The organism is Butyrivibrio hungatei NK4A153 (genome assembly GCF_000424465.1).
GTDB lineage: Bacteria > Bacillota > Clostridia > Lachnospirales > Lachnospiraceae > Butyrivibrio > Butyrivibrio hungatei_A.
This window is the reverse complement of sequence record NZ_AUJY01000026.1, coordinates 14,452-28,189: the sequence shown is the minus strand read 5'-3', so window position 1 is coordinate 28,189 and position 13,738 is coordinate 14,452. Positions and strand designations below refer to the sequence as shown.

The 13,738-nt window shown below is 39.2% G+C and carries 16 protein-coding genes; 12 read left to right on the top strand and 4 right to left on the bottom strand.

Going from position 1 to position 13,738, the window contains the following annotated elements:
* Positions 1-207 (bottom strand): transposase zinc-binding domain-containing protein (locus G628_RS18540; RefSeq protein WP_081670664.1); only part of this gene is annotated, 207 nt, incomplete at its 3' end.
* A gap of 138 nt (positions 208-345) precedes the next feature.
* Here G628_RS18540 and ribD point away from each other — a divergent pair.
* The 7 genes from ribD (at position 346) to G628_RS0110100 (ending at position 6,040) form a co-directional block, all read left to right on the top strand.
* Complete coding sequence (ribD, locus tag G628_RS0110130) at positions 346-1,449, top strand: bifunctional diaminohydroxyphosphoribosylaminopyrimidine deaminase/5-amino-6-(5-phosphoribosylamino)uracil reductase RibD (protein WP_027209078.1); 1,104 nt, start codon at positions 346-348, stop codon at positions 1,447-1,449.
* On the top strand, positions 1,434-2,075 hold the full coding sequence (gene ribE, locus G628_RS0110125) for a riboflavin synthase (RefSeq protein WP_027209077.1): 642 nt from the start codon (positions 1,434-1,436) through the stop codon (positions 2,073-2,075). The genes ribD and ribE (G628_RS0110125) overlap by 16 nt, the downstream gene beginning before the upstream one ends.
* Positions 2,076-2,090: 15 nt before the next feature.
* Positions 2,091-3,287, top strand: a complete 1,197-nt coding sequence (locus G628_RS0110120; RefSeq protein WP_027209076.1) for a bifunctional 3,4-dihydroxy-2-butanone-4-phosphate synthase/GTP cyclohydrolase II — start codon at positions 2,091-2,093, stop codon at positions 3,285-3,287.
* Between the two features lie 147 nt (positions 3,288-3,434).
* Positions 3,435-3,899, top strand: a complete 465-nt coding sequence (ribE, locus tag G628_RS0110115) for a 6,7-dimethyl-8-ribityllumazine synthase (protein ID WP_026656274.1) — start codon at positions 3,435-3,437, stop codon at positions 3,897-3,899.
* A gap of 164 nt (positions 3,900-4,063) precedes the next feature.
* Positions 4,064-4,627, top strand: a complete 564-nt coding sequence (locus G628_RS17075; protein WP_051199138.1) for a helix-turn-helix domain-containing protein — start codon at positions 4,064-4,066, stop codon at positions 4,625-4,627.
* The gene (locus G628_RS0110105; RefSeq protein ID WP_027209075.1) at positions 4,620-5,336 is read left to right on the top strand and encodes a DUF6036 family nucleotidyltransferase; all 717 of its coding nucleotides are present in this window, start codon (positions 4,620-4,622) and stop codon (positions 5,334-5,336) included. Before G628_RS17075 ends, G628_RS0110105 begins: the two co-directional genes overlap by 8 nt.
* Positions 5,333-6,040: a class I SAM-dependent methyltransferase gene (locus tag G628_RS0110100; RefSeq protein ID WP_027209074.1), complete on the top strand. Its 708-nt coding sequence runs from the start codon at positions 5,333-5,335 to the stop codon at positions 6,038-6,040. The genes G628_RS0110105 and G628_RS0110100 overlap by 4 nt, the downstream gene beginning before the upstream one ends.
* Positions 6,041-6,058: 18 nt before the next feature.
* Here the strand turns inward: G628_RS0110100 and G628_RS18955 are convergent, their stop codons facing one another.
* The 3 genes from G628_RS18955 to G628_RS0110080 all read right to left on the bottom strand — a co-directional run bounded on the left by G628_RS18955 (position 6,059) and on the right by G628_RS0110080 (position 8,623).
* Entirely contained in the window at positions 6,059-7,063 is a 1,005-nt protein-coding gene (locus G628_RS18955; RefSeq protein WP_196803748.1) for a GNAT family N-acetyltransferase, read from the bottom strand.
* Positions 7,064-7,146: 83 nt separating this feature from the next.
* Positions 7,147-7,560, bottom strand: coding sequence for a GNAT family N-acetyltransferase (locus G628_RS0110085; protein ID WP_034500797.1), 414 nt, complete (start codon positions 7,558-7,560; stop codon positions 7,147-7,149).
* Between the two features lie 19 nt (positions 7,561-7,579).
* Positions 7,580-8,623 (bottom strand): ATP-binding protein, encoded by a 1,044-nt coding sequence (locus G628_RS0110080; protein WP_027209072.1) that lies wholly within the window; start codon positions 8,621-8,623, stop codon positions 7,580-7,582.
* Positions 8,624-8,879: 256 nt separating this feature from the next.
* Here G628_RS0110080 and G628_RS0110075 point away from each other — a divergent pair, with 256 nt between their 5' ends.
* The 5 genes from G628_RS0110075 (at position 8,880) to G628_RS0110055 (ending at position 13,720) form a co-directional block, all read left to right on the top strand.
* Entirely contained in the window at positions 8,880-9,749 is an 870-nt protein-coding gene (locus G628_RS0110075) for an amino acid ABC transporter substrate-binding protein (protein ID WP_027209071.1), read from the top strand.
* Positions 9,750-9,773: 24 nt separating this feature from the next.
* Positions 9,774-10,454: an amino acid ABC transporter permease gene (locus tag G628_RS0110070; protein WP_027209070.1), complete on the top strand. Its 681-nt coding sequence runs from the start codon at positions 9,774-9,776 to the stop codon at positions 10,452-10,454.
* A gap of 12 nt (positions 10,455-10,466) precedes the next feature.
* On the top strand, positions 10,467-11,222 hold the full coding sequence (locus G628_RS0110065; RefSeq protein WP_027209069.1) for an amino acid ABC transporter ATP-binding protein: 756 nt from the start codon (positions 10,467-10,469) through the stop codon (positions 11,220-11,222).
* Positions 11,223-11,430: 208 nt separating this feature from the next.
* Positions 11,431-12,585 (top strand): glycosyltransferase, encoded by a 1,155-nt coding sequence (locus tag G628_RS0110060; protein WP_027209068.1) that lies wholly within the window; start codon positions 11,431-11,433, stop codon positions 12,583-12,585.
* Positions 12,572-13,720, top strand: a complete 1,149-nt coding sequence (locus G628_RS0110055; protein ID WP_027209067.1) for a radical SAM/SPASM domain-containing protein — start codon at positions 12,572-12,574, stop codon at positions 13,718-13,720. The genes G628_RS0110060 and G628_RS0110055 overlap by 14 nt, the downstream gene beginning before the upstream one ends.
* Positions 13,721-13,738: the final 18 nt, after the last annotated feature.

Below are 13,738 nucleotides of genomic sequence, written 5' to 3'. Positions count from 1 at the left end.
AGAGGGACAGAAACGAGAATGACATCGAAAAGGAACAAACTTAAAATTCCCGCATTTGGGGCAACCATACATGGCCCCGCCAAATGAAGGGTCACCACAGTTGATCATCTTGTCTATGTTTTCCATGACAGATGATCGTGGATGAAGAGTATATTGAACTTCTTCGTAATGGTCGATGAATAATTCTTGTAGAGTATTACGCTTCATAAAACTATTATGAAAGATTTATGGCAAAAAACAACCCCACCCCTCATGATTGAGGGGCAGGGGAGTTGAAGTGCCATAGGCACTTTTTTACAGAGCACTTAGAAGTTTTAGTACATATACCACAACAGAGGTCAACAAATGAATGATGAATTATACATGAAAAGAGCCATTGAACTTGCCAAAAAAGGTACAGGCTTTGTCAATCCAAATCCGCTTGTAGGAGCTGTCATAGTAAAAGACGGCGTAATTATAGGTGAAGGATATCACGAAAAATTCGGAGAACTTCACGCAGAGAGAAACGCACTTAAGAACTGCAGTGAGTCTCCTAAAGGAGCGACCATATATGTGACACTTGAGCCGTGCTGCCATCATGGCAAGACACCTCCCTGCACAGAGGCAATCATAGAAAACGGCATAAAGAGAGTTGTCGTGGGCGCACTTGATGTAAATCCACTTGTTGCGGGAAAAGGTGTACAGATACTTCGTAATCACGGAATAGAAGTTGTAACGGGAGTTCTTGCAGACGAGTGTACAGCATTAAACAAAGTCTTTAATAAATATATTTTGAAAGAGCGCCCTTACGTAGTCATGAAATATGCGATGACAGCAGATGGCAAGATTGCGACAGACACAGGCAAATCAAAGTGGATAACCTGTGAAGAATCAAGAAAAGAAGTTCATGTTCTCAGAAACAGACTAATGGGAATAATGGTCGGAGTATCTACCGTTATTGCCGACGATCCGATGTTAAACTGCCGTCTTGATACGCCGCACAGAGATCCCGTCAGGATAATTTGCGATACGAACCTAAGGACACCGCTTGATTCAAAGGTTGTCCGGACAGCAGATACAAATAAGACAATAATAGCTACCGCTTCAGAAGATAAAGAGAAACTTTCCCAATATGAGAAAAAGGGCTGCAAGATAGTAAATGTCCCGATGAACTCTAAGGGAATAGATCTAAACATCCTGATGGAAAAACTTGGAGACCTTGGTATTGACGGAATACTCCTTGAAGGCGGCGGAACACTTAATAACAGCGCGCTTAGAGCACACATAGTTGATGAAGTTTACACATATATGGCACCTAAGATATTCGGAGGAATGGGAAAGAGTCCTGTAACAGGCATTTTTATAGATGAACCGGATGAGGCAATAGAACTTAATGTCACCGATATCTCCCGAATCGGAGATGATCTGCTTATAGAAAGCGAGGTTAAGTATAAATGTTTACCGGAATAATTGAGGAAATGGGGACAGTCAAGAGTATATCTAAAGGCTCTAAGGAAAGCACCCTGTGCATATCGTGTAAAAAGGTTTTGGAAGATGTAAATATCGGTGACAGTATCGCGGTAAACGGCATCTGCCTTACGGTTGTAACTTATACAGACAGCTCTTTTACCTGCGATGTAATGAATGAAACATTCTCAAGATCGAGCCTTATGAAAATCAGAACAGGAAGTCCTGTAAATCTTGAAAGAGCCATGAGCGCCTGCGGCAGATTTGGCGGGCATATGGTCTCGGGACACATAGACGGAACCGGCAAGATAGCTTCGATAAAAAATGACGGTAATGCGGTGTGGTTTGAGATAACAACTTCAGAAAAAATCCTTGGAGGAATTGTAGAAAAAGGCTCGATAGCAATAGACGGGATAAGCCTTACGGTTGCCGGGCTCAGCACTTCATCATTCAGCGTTTCCATAATTCCGCACACTTTAAAGGAAACCATTTTAGGCGCGAAAAAGGTTGGAGATGAAGTAAATCTTGAAACAGACATCATAGGAAAGTACATAAAAAAATTTTGCGACACAAATAAGGATAACGGAAGAATCACAAAAGAATTTCTTTTACAGAATGGGTTTTATTAAGAGGAGGTTATAAGAATGGACAAGAAGCTTTTAGAGAAAGCACTTTCCGACTTAAGAGAAGGAAAAGTCATCGTAGTTGCCGATGATGAGAAAAGAGAAAATGAAGGGGATCTTATTTGCGCTTCCGAAAATGTAACGGGTGAAGCTGTAAACTTTATGGCAAAGTACGGACGCGGGCTTATCTGCATGCCGATAAGCGAAGAAATTGCAAACAGGCTCTGCCTTAATCCCATGGTCAATAACAACACGGATAACCATGAGACGGCATTTACCGTTTCCATAGATCACAAGGATACAACTACGGGAATATCGGCAGATGAAAGAGCTTTGACGGCAAGAATGTGTGCGTCGGATGACTGTAATCCGTATGACTTGAGAAGGCCAGGACATCTTTTTCCCCTTGTTGCCAAGAGCGGCGGTGTTATAGAGAGACAGGGGCATACGGAAGCAACAGTGGATCTTCTTAAACTCGCAGGGCTTAAGGAATGCGGACTGTGCTGCGAGATTATGAAGGATGACGGCTCAATGATGCGCGAGGGCGATCTTAAGGAGTTTGCAAAAGAGCATGACCTTACGTACATAACGGTTGCCGATATCGCTGAGTACAGAAAGATTTACGATAACCTTGTAGAGTGTGTTTCAATCGCAAACATGCCGACTAAATACGGAAAATTCATGGCTCATTGCTACATTAACAAGATAAACGGTGAGCATCACGTGGCGCTTGTTATGGGAGATATCTCAGACGGAGAAGATGTTCTTTGCAGAGTGCATTCCGAGTGCCTTACGGGGGATGTCTTTGGTTCGATGCGATGTGACTGCGGACAGCAGCTTGATAAGGCGATGAAGATGATCGCTGAAGAGGGACGCGGAGTTCTTTTGTACATGCGTCAGGAAGGACGCGGAATCGGGCTTGTAAATAAGCTCAGAGCCTACAAATTGCAGGATGAGGGAGCGGATACCCTTGATGCAAACCTTGCGCTTGGATTCCCCGGAGATATGCGTGAATACTACACAGGAGCACAGATACTTAGAGACCTTGGAATTAAGTCGCTTAATCTTTTGACCAATAATCCGGATAAGGTATATCAGCTTGAAGACTATGGCATGAAGATAACAAAGCGTGTTTCGATAGAGATAGAGGCAAATCCTTTCGATAAGTTCTATCTACAGACCAAAAAGATTCGAATGGGGCATATCCTGAAGGTGTGACCGATTCGGAAATAGCGATTATATTGAGATTTTAATAAATGGGACCACAATGAACTCAGGGGCTAACATAGTTTTTGCAATTGATAGAGTTTAGTCCCTGACAACATTTAAATACAAATTCATAAGTATTGATAAGGAGAAAAATACATGAGAGTTTATGAAGGAAATCTGGTATCGGAAAAGATTAAAGTAGGTATTGTAGTAGCAAGATTCAATGAATTTATCACGTCAAAGCTCCTCGGTGGTGCGGTTGATGCGCTTAAGAGAGAGAATGTAAATGATGATGACATTGAAGTTGCATGGGTTCCCGGAGCATTTGAGATTCCTCTTATCGCTGACAAGATGGCAAAGAGTGGCAAGTACGATGCCGTTATCTGCCTCGGCGCAGTTATCAGAGGATCGACATCGCACTATGACTACGTTTGCGCGGAAGTTTCAAAAGGAGTTGCGCAGGTCAGCTTAAACAGCGGTATTCCCGTTATGTTCGGTGTCCTCACAACAGACAATATCGAACAGGCAATCGAAAGAGCCGGCACAAAAGCAGGAAACAAGGGCTTTGAATGTGCACAGGGCGCTATTGAGATGGTTAATCTTATCAGAAATTTGGGATAAAAATATATTTGGAAAAATCCGGGATGTAAAAGTCTCGGATTTTTTTGTCTGATCATATATACGGTTACGTATATAATTATTGTTGACTGCTATATACGTTAGCGTATATAATTTGGACAAGAGATATATACGACAACGTATATAATGAGTGCGAGGTAGAAGATATGCTTATAGATGAGTATATAAAAAATAAGAAAATTTCTTTATACAAGTTGGCAGAATTATCCGGAGTATCATATCCGACAGTATATAATTTGGTAAATGGCAAATCTGATATAAATAATTGTGCCTTGGGTAAAGTTTTGCCAATAGCAAAAGCGTTGGATCTGTCAGTGGAAGATTTGGTCTTTTTATGCAATCAGAAATATACATTCACATTATTTAAGAGTGAACAATGCCATTTGGTGAATCGTATGGGCCAGGTCGAGTATGTTATTGAGGTTCTGGAAGATAAGAAGATAGATCGCTTTTGGAGATTATGTTGCTACGCTGAGGCAATGTATATGGTTGCCATGGTTGATTATCTCAGCAGATTAAATGATATCCCAAAGTGTACAAATTACAATTACATCAGAAATCAAAAATTAAAAGAGAAAATCTATCCAATTGATGCGGTTATAGAGAAAAAGCTGACCAATAAAAATTCGCTTCTAAAAAAGATGGAAAAAGATGCTATCCCTGAATTTTTAGCATTCAACATTGTCGAGGGAGATGTGATACATGGCTGATAATGATATCTTTTATTCAAAAGAAAACTTGGATAATTATCTTAAGCAATTAGGCAAAAAATTTAGAAAGCTTAATGGAAAATATACTGATGCGGAAATTATATTGATAGGCGGAGCAGCAATTGTATCAAGATTCAATTTCCGTAATTCAACTACAGATATAGATGCATTTATAAGAGCATCTTCCGTTATGAAAGATGCCATAAATATTGTTGGTGATGAAAATGGATTAAAAAGCGGTTGGCTCAATGATGATTTTAAAAAGACTCGCTCATATTCCGATAAGATACCGCAATATTCAATTCCATATAAAACCTTTTCAAATATTCTTCATGTTAGAACTATGCCCGGAGCATACATTATTGCAATGAAATTAGCTTCGCTACGTCCGTACAAATATGACAGGTCTGATATTATTGGGGTCATCTCAGAAGAAAAAATAAGTAAAGAGGATATCATTACCGCAGTGGAAAATCTTTACGGAAGTGTAGATTCTTTACAACATTCTAAAGAGGCAGTGTCTTTTTTAGATGAAATCTATGGTGCCATAGACTTAAAAAATCTCTATGCCGAAGAACGTAGTGTCGAAAGAAAAAACTTTCAGATTCTTAAAAACGCGGAAGCATATGGAGAACAATTATCTGCTGATAATTTATCAGATGTACTGGAAAGGGCAAAAAAGATAGCATCTGAGAGGAAACAGGAATGAAGTCAAGGATAGATAAAATACGAGAAAGTGAAAAGATATCTCATATAAAAATCTATAATGATGAAGAGTTATACAACACAGATAGTTGGCTTAAAAAGCCAATTAAAACGGTAAAAGATATCGTGCCGCTCCTTTCTGATCATGGTTGCATACGTGTACTTGATCTTGGATGCGGGATAGGAAGGAATAGTATTTATCTAGCTGAACAGTTCAAAGATAAAGGATGTTTAGTTGACTGTGTAGATATTCTTGATATAGCTATTGAAAAGTTAAAACACAATGCAAGTATTCATGATGTTGAGGAAAATATCAACGGGATGGTCTGCACGATTGAACAGTTTAGTGTCCTTGAAAATACTTATGATCTTATTCTAGCTGTATCTGCATTGGAACATGTAGATAGCCGGAAAAGTTTTTTGGATAAATTACTGGAAATAAAAGCGGGAATAAAAAGTCAGGGAATTGTTTGTCTGGTAATAAATTCAGAAGTTACGGAATACAACATGAATACAGAGGAAGTCATAGAGCCGCAATTTGAGGTAAATCTTCCTACCAAGCTTATGCAAGCGTACATCGATGATGCTTTTGCAGGATGGAATACTATAAAGAAAACAATAAGTCCCCAGGAATATGATATTCCCAGAGACTCTGTAATAAGCCACTTATCCACAAAAGTGATTACCTTCGTAGGGCAGGCACCTTGAAAGTAATGCTTTATTAAGTCAAATCTGAATCTTATATTTTTCCAGATAAACTTTATCTTCATCCAAGAAAACGGTCTCTATATATTCGCCTCCGTTAGAAAGAATAGTTTTTTTACTTGCTTCATTTTCAGGAAGGCAACTGACAACGATTTCTTCAAAACCAAAGCTCGAAAGAAAATCTACTGCTTTAGCAAGCATTTTTTTTGCATAACCCTTTCTTCTTTCTGATGGGCGAACAGAATATCCAACATGTCCTGTATAATTCTTCATTCTCTCAGTGAGAACGTTGTGAACCTGCATGCAGCCAACTATTTTCATATCAGTCTTTCTTATGGCCAGAAGCACATTTCCCCAGGCTCCACGCTCATCTGCTTCCCTTCTGGGATTAGCCCACTCAATGCAATGATCAACATATTCTTTTATATTTGGCATTCTTTTCATAGAAAAACATCCGTCAAAAGAAGAATCAGCATCAAGCATTTCCTGTCTATATGCCGCTATTTCTTTTTCAAAATTCATGGAAGGTTCAACAAAAAGAAGTTCTTCATCCGGTAGATTTTCGCTCGGAATATATTCAACGCTGAATTTCTCACATATTATTTTGGACTCTTGATTAAAAGGCATATCTGTCTCATCAAGACATTCTTTGAAAAAACTTGTGTGAACATTGCGCCAATACTCTAGCGACATATTACCTTCGCCTTCTGCATAAGCATGGAATGGTGGTACATCTCCAAAAGGTCTGATATAGACATCATAGTCTTTAATCACACATACAGCCTCATCTTTGCTGTTCAGGATTACACTGTAATCTCCGACCTTTGGAATCTCATCGGTAATATCTTCCATGACATATTCATCATATGAACTTGCGGTTCCAAACTTCTTTCCCTGTAAAACCAATTCTGCAAGCTTATCTGTATCACTTTCTTCGACACCTCCAAAGCCCCATGCTTCGTAAGGTGTGTTTATATCAACATTCTTTTTTGAGCAAAACTCTGCCCATAATTCTTTTTCTGTCATTATGCTATCCTCGTGTTGTTAGTATGTAGAAATGTCAAAAAACAATGTTCAGCTGACTTTATTTAATGTAAGTCATATTGCATCTATATTTTCTTTATCATGATCATTTCCATAGGTTGCTCATATCCCGGAATATCTACGATAAATCCGCCACAATCCTTGTAACCAAGCTTGCGATAAAAATGTTGAGCATCCTCATCGACCTGCGTAGATGTCATGATCATTCCGTAGCCATGTGATTTCATATCCTGTTCCCAGTATTCAATCATCTGCTTTCCGTAGCCTTTACTGCGATAAGTAGAATCAATAAAGAGCATTGTGCAAAACGGCGTATTGTCCCAGAAAAGGTTATATCTAAGCACACCGATAACCTTTTCATCTTCAACATAAACATACCCCTGCTTGCATGCTACCTTTTCATCAAATACCGCTTCAGGTAGATGCTTATCGAGGGAGTACCATGATTCTTTATCTTTGAGTTCAACGAGTCTTATCATAGTTATCCTCCGGAAAAAATTATCTCAATTCATTTTTTACGAATACATCAAATCTGGGCAAAGTAAGTTTTATCATTCCTCTGCCTGAAACATCGATAAGTCCTTTATCTCTAAGCCTTTCCCTGTACTGTGAGAACTCGTTTTTCTTTTGCTTGGTTAGTTCAAGCAGTTCGGAAACAGGCATGACATCTTTTTTCACTATAAATGACATAAACCATTTGTCCTTTTCGGACAGCTCTGACCACATCTTCTTATAAACATAGTGACTAAGTGCTTCATCAAATTTTATAAGTACAGATTCGGTTAATTCATGATTTTTTTCTTCCCAGATGTATTTACCCAAGGCCTGATAAGCAAAGGGATAGCCCTTTGTAATAAGCGCCATATCCATTGCTTTTTCTCTATCGATTCCGAATACCTTTGAATACTTCGCAGCAATTAAAGTAAGGTTTAGCGGTTCCATCTCATATTGCGGTGTTCTGTATAAAAAAGTGAGATTCTTTGCGTTTTTCAAATTGCTGATGTTCTCGTAGAGGCCTGCCATCAGTAGGAAAATAGGCAGTTCTTCTCTTATAAGAATCTGAAAGCTGCTCGCAAATTCTTTCATATAGGCGGTGTTTGACACCTCATCGACAGTTACTAGAACTTTTTTCTTTTTCTTTCGAACTTCTTTCAGCATTATCTCGAGCGCGGATTCAATGTCTGCAACAGGAGATTTGGTCTTGATATTAAGGCCAATTCCGAACTTCGAAAGATTAAGATTTGCATCAACAAATTTTGTCACGAATTCTCTGCTGTCATAGAGCTTGCCTACTAAGCTTTCGAGCATATTTCTCTCAGCGTTCAGTCTTATTACGATCCAGTCCTCTGACATGGAAATCTTTTTCTCAATTGCAGTCATGGTTACAGTCTTACCGCTTCCTCTGGTTCCCGTAAGCATGAAGCAAGTATTCTGCGAATCTTCTTCAGTCATCTCCTGAACAATCTCATCGATTATCAGCTCTCTGCTTATATACTGACTGGGGACTTTTCCAAAATTTATAACAAAAGGATTTCGTTCCATGTGTGGCTCCTTTCTATATACATTTATATACTTTGTGAATGCTTATATACTTCTATATACTTTCGGTTAAATTATATACTTTTATATACTTTGCATCAAATACTCATAGCAGTGAATGATTCATACCACACCCCGCGATAATGAATCCTTATTGCCAGACATAAAATCAATTGAATTTTCAACAGGCGCCTCCGATGATACTATGATTCCATCCCAAGCGGACAGAGAATTACAGAAGTATAGGAGAAAAGATATTATGAAAAAGTTAGCAGCAGCACTATTAACAGTCAGTGTTTTTGGAACAATACTTACAGGATGCGGAAATGCGGAGGTGGCAGAAGCTGAGGCAAATACAGCAGGAGAAGCATCAGCGGAGGCAGGAAGCGAAGCAGGACAGGCTAAAGAAGCGGGAGCAAAGACAACCTACGAGACAGCAAAAGAAAACGGATATATCACTTTTGCAACAGAAGGAACCTACGCGCCGTATTCATTCCACGATGACAGCGACAAGCTCACAGGTTTTGATATAGAAGTTGCACAGGCGATTGCAGATAAGCTCGGCCTTGAAGCAAAGTTTACAGAGACTCAGTGGGACGGAATCATCGCAGGACTTGATGCAGGAAAGTATGATGCCATCGCAAACCAGGTTTCAATCACAGATGAGAGAAAAGAGAAATATCTTTTCTCAGATCCATATACATATGTATACGGTGTAGTTATCGTAAACGGTGACAATACAGATATAAACAGCTTTGAAGAGCTCAAGGGAAAAGACGTTGCGCTCACAGTTACAAGTAACTGGGCAGAACTTGCAGAGAGCTACGGCGGCAAGATCGTTTCAACAAACGGATTTTCAGAGTCAATCCAGCTTGTAATTCAGGGACGCGCAGATGCAACAGTAAATGACAATGTTACATTCCTTGACTATAAGGCAAATCAGCCCGATGCAAATGCCAAGGTTGTAGCAACTTCCGATGAAGCAACAGAATCTGCAATACTTATCAGAAAAGATGACAGCGACCTTCAGGAAGCAGTTAACTCCGCACTCAAAGAGATCAGAGATGACGGAACACTTAAGAGCATTTCAGAAAAGTATTTTGGAGAAGATATAACAGTTGCAAAGTAATATTGCAGACAGACGGAGAAATATATGAGCACAAGACTACTTGATATAATAATAAAGGCGCTACCCAATATCGTATTGGCCGGAATCACAGTTACAATTCCGCTGACACTTATCTCTTTTGCAATCGGAATGATACTGGCAATTGTGGTAGCGGTGGTCAGAGTGCTGAAAATAAAAGTACTCTCTGAATTTTTTAGATTTTATGTGTGGGTATTCAGAGGAACGCCGCTACTTGTACAACTGTTTATCATCTTTTACGGATTGCCGGGAGTAGGGCTTAATATTCCCGCACTTCCGTCAGCTATCATAGCATTTTCGTTAAACGTAGGAGCATACGCTTCCGAGACGATACGAGGAGCGATAATCTCTGTGCCGAAGAGCCAGACAGAAGGAGCGATTGCATGCGGACTCACCTCATGGCAGGCGATATATTTCATAGTCCTTCCGCAAGCGATAAAGGCATGCATCCCCGCTCTTTTCAACACTTTTATCTCGTTGGTAAAAGACACATCACTTGCAGCAAACATCACGATAACCGAGATGTTTATGAAGACACAGAGAATCGTTGCCACAACCTATGAGCCGCTTGCTCTTTACATAGAGGTTGCGCTCATATATCTATTGTTTAGTACGGGACTTACATATTTGCAGAAATATGCGGAGAAGAAGCTAAGCTATAACTCGCGAAAAGTGCAGACCGCATAAGGAGAAAATAAGATGATAAAGCTACAGGGATTGCACAAGTCATATGGAGCAAAAACTATATTAAGCGGAATAGACCTTGAAGTTAATAAAGGAGAGACAGTAGCGATAATCGGACCTTCGGGCGCAGGAAAATCCACAGCCCTTAGATGCATCAACCTCCTTGAAACTCCCGATAAAGGGACGCTTACAATCGGGGAAAAGAGCTACGACCTTGCAAAACTAACGAGCAAAGAAATCCTTGAGATCAGACAGTCGACAGCAATGGTCTTCCAGAATTTCAGCCTTTTTGAAAACAAGACTGCGCTCCAGAATATAACGCTTCCGCTCATCAAGGCAAAAAAGATAAATAAGTATGAAGCGGAAAAGATTGCTATTGAGAATCTTGCTCAGGTAGGTCTGCTTGACTGGAAGGATCACTACCCTTCACAGCTTTCCGGAGGTCAACAGCAAAGAGTGGGCATAGCGCGAGCACTTGCGTTAAATCCCGAAGTGATACTTTTTGACGAGCCTACAAGTGCGCTCGATCCAGAGAAAGTTCAGGACGTACTTGAGATAATAAAAAGAATTTCCAAAGAACAGCACATAACATCTGTGATCGTCACGCATGAGCTTGAATTTGCTCTTGATGTTGCCGATAAGATCATGTTCCTTGCAGACGGAAAAGTAGTTGAAGAAGGAACAGCAAAAGAAGTGCTTAAAAATCCCAAAGACGAGCGAACAGTCAAGTTCCTCGGACATTTTGCGGATAAGCTTGAATATGTGATATAAGATTGAGACCTTATTCCTGTTTTGGAATAGGGTCTTATTTACCACTTTCGCAAATATAAATTGACAACGTACCGTAATAGACGGATAATAGAATCATCATTTAGATATCCGTATTTATATTGTTATACCCAAGAAGTAAGTAATTTGAAGCATTTCAAAGACACAGAACACTAGACTTAAACAACTTGACCTATCAGGGGGAGCATCGTTGAATAAGGAGTTGGGGAAAATAGTATTGATCGGTCCGGTTTACCCATATAAAGGTGGGATTTCACATTATACAGGGCTTATGTTCAGAGCCTTATCTAAGAAGTATGATGTAACTCTGCTATCTTATTCATTCCAATACCCTAAAATTTTATATAAAAAAGAACAACGGGATTATTCCAATGATACGTTTAAAATTGACAACACGCAGTATGTGATAAATACAGCAAATCCCGTAAATTGGATTGCTACTGCAAACAAGATAAATAAATTGAAACCTGATTTAGTTATCATTCAGTGGTGGCATCCATACTTTGCTCCGTGTTATCAGGCAATTGCCGGACACATTAAGGATTCTAAAGTACTATTTATATGTCATAACGTCTTTCCACATGAAAGATTTCCTTTAGATAAATGGCTCACAAAGAGAACCTTGAAAAAAGGGAATTGCTATATCGTTCAATCAAGTCAGGATGAAAATGATCTAAAAACTATTATTCCAAATGCAAATTATATACGTGCGGTTCATCCGACATATAACGCATTTAAGATGCAGAACATGTCAAAAGAGAAAGCGAGAGAGCTTCTGAAAATTAGGCCAGAGGAAAAGATTCTTCTTTTTTTTGGATTTGTACGGAAATATAAAGGACTTACTTACCTTATCAAAGCAATGTCACAGATAAAAGAAAAACTGTCTGACTGTAAACTACTTGTTGTAGGTGACTTTGGTGATGATAAAGAGGAGTACATCGAACTTATAGACCAACTCGCTGTTAAAGATGTGATTGATATTTATGATGGATATATTCCGGACAAAGAAGTTGAGAAATTCTTTGCAGCATGTGATGTAGTAGTTCTTCCATATACATCAGCCACACAAAGTGGGATTGTACAGATAGCATATGGATTTGAAAAGCCTGTTATTGCAACAAATGTTGGAGGATTGCCGGATGTTGTGACGGACGGAAAAACAGGATATCTTGTTAAAACGGAAGATTCGGAGGCTCTGACAGAAGCCATAACAAATTTCTTTAAAAATGATAAAGCACGTGACTTTCAGCTAGGAGTAAGTCAGGAGAATGTGCGTTTTTCATGGGACAGAATGAACGAAAATATAGAAAGGCTATTCAATATAGAAAATAATGAAAAAAACTGATCTGTTCACAAAGCTAATGCCGTATTTGTCAAGCTATAGGTTAAACAGGTGGTTTGGATATAAGAATTTTAATCCTATGACGCTTACTTATTCAGTGACAGCAGCATGTCAATCACGATGCAAGACCTGCCAAATTGGAGAGATGTTTTGTCAGGATCCTACTAGAAAAGATAGGGACTTAAAGCTTGATGAGATTGAGAAAATTTTTAAATCTATGAAGCCTATATATTTCTTCAATATGAGTGGTGGAGAGCCCTTCCTTAGGGATGATCTTCCGGAGATTGTAGCGCTTGCTTGTAAATATCTTAAGCCGAGAGTGGTGCACAGTCCGACTAATGCAATTTTATCTGACAAGATTATCAATAATACAGAAAGAATTATTCAGATAGTAAGGGCATACGATCCAACTGTTCCTGTGACTATTAAACCATCTATTGATGGTGTTGGTTCGAAGCATGATGAAATACGCGGTGTTAAAGGTAATTTTGAAAAACTACTGCAAACAATAGAAGGGCTCAAAAAACTTGAAGAAAAATATGATAACTTCCATCTTGAACTTGGAACAGTAATTTCAAATTTCAATATTAATGATCTTGATGAGATTGAGGACTTTGTACATTCTCTAGGAATTGAGAGCTATAGAAATGAAGTTGCGGAGTGTCGGACAGAGTTTTTTAATCTGACAGACCCAATAACACCTCCGGCGGATGTTTACCAGCGTCTGATAAAAGATTTTTCCAGAAAGATTGAGGAAAATATAGGCAAGAAGAAGAGACTTGCCAGAACTACAGAAGCTATGCGAGTTGTTTACTATGAGCTTGCCGGAAGGATTCTTGCCGAGAAACGTCAAGTTATTCCCTGCTATGCGGGAGTATCAAATGTCCATATCAACTTCGATGGTGGTGTTTGGCCATGCTGCGTTCTTGGTTATGATAAGCAGATGGGGAATCTTAGAGATTATAACTATGATTTTCAGAAACTTTGGCATTCAAAAGAAGCTAAAGAAGTCAGAAAGTATATAAAAGGAAAGAACTGCGCTTGCCCGTTGGCAAATCAGGCATATAGTAATGAACTAATGCACTTTCCTACATTGGTGAAGGCTGGGGTTAAGGCGATACAGTTTGGATTGAAATAATAGAAAGAGATTGAAGAA

What these genes read in the sequence shown, in the direction of transcription:
- ribD (WP_027209078.1), top strand. Translation starts at nt 346, where the DNA reads ATGAATGATGAATTATACATGAAAAGAGCCATTGAACTTGCCAAAAAA.
- ribE (WP_027209077.1), top strand. Translation starts at nt 1,434, where the DNA reads ATGTTTACCGGAATAATTGAGGAAATGGGGACAGTCAAGAGTATATCT.
- G628_RS0110120 (WP_027209076.1), top strand. Translation starts at nt 2,091, where the DNA reads ATGGACAAGAAGCTTTTAGAGAAAGCACTTTCCGACTTAAGAGAAGGA.
- ribE (WP_026656274.1), top strand. Translation starts at nt 3,435, where the DNA reads ATGAGAGTTTATGAAGGAAATCTGGTATCGGAAAAGATTAAAGTAGGT.
- G628_RS17075 (WP_051199138.1), top strand. Translation starts at nt 4,064, where the DNA reads ATGCTTATAGATGAGTATATAAAAAATAAGAAAATTTCTTTATACAAG.
- G628_RS0110105 (WP_027209075.1), top strand. Translation starts at nt 4,620, where the DNA reads ATGGCTGATAATGATATCTTTTATTCAAAAGAAAACTTGGATAATTAT.
- G628_RS0110100 (WP_027209074.1), top strand. Translation starts at nt 5,333, where the DNA reads ATGAAGTCAAGGATAGATAAAATACGAGAAAGTGAAAAGATATCTCAT.
- G628_RS18955 (WP_196803748.1), bottom strand. Translation starts at nt 7,063, where the DNA reads ATGACAGAAAAAGAATTATGGGCAGAGTTTTGCTCAAAAAAGAATGTT.
- G628_RS0110085 (WP_034500797.1), bottom strand. Translation starts at nt 7,560, where the DNA reads ATGATAAGACTCGTTGAACTCAAAGATAAAGAATCATGGTACTCCCTC.
- G628_RS0110080 (WP_027209072.1), bottom strand. Translation starts at nt 8,623, where the DNA reads ATGGAACGAAATCCTTTTGTTATAAATTTTGGAAAAGTCCCCAGTCAG.
- G628_RS0110075 (WP_027209071.1), top strand. Translation starts at nt 8,880, where the DNA reads ATGAAAAAGTTAGCAGCAGCACTATTAACAGTCAGTGTTTTTGGAACA.
- G628_RS0110070 (WP_027209070.1), top strand. Translation starts at nt 9,774, where the DNA reads ATGAGCACAAGACTACTTGATATAATAATAAAGGCGCTACCCAATATC.
- G628_RS0110065 (WP_027209069.1), top strand. Translation starts at nt 10,467, where the DNA reads ATGATAAAGCTACAGGGATTGCACAAGTCATATGGAGCAAAAACTATA.
- G628_RS0110055 (WP_027209067.1), top strand. Translation starts at nt 12,572, where the DNA reads ATGAAAAAAACTGATCTGTTCACAAAGCTAATGCCGTATTTGTCAAGC.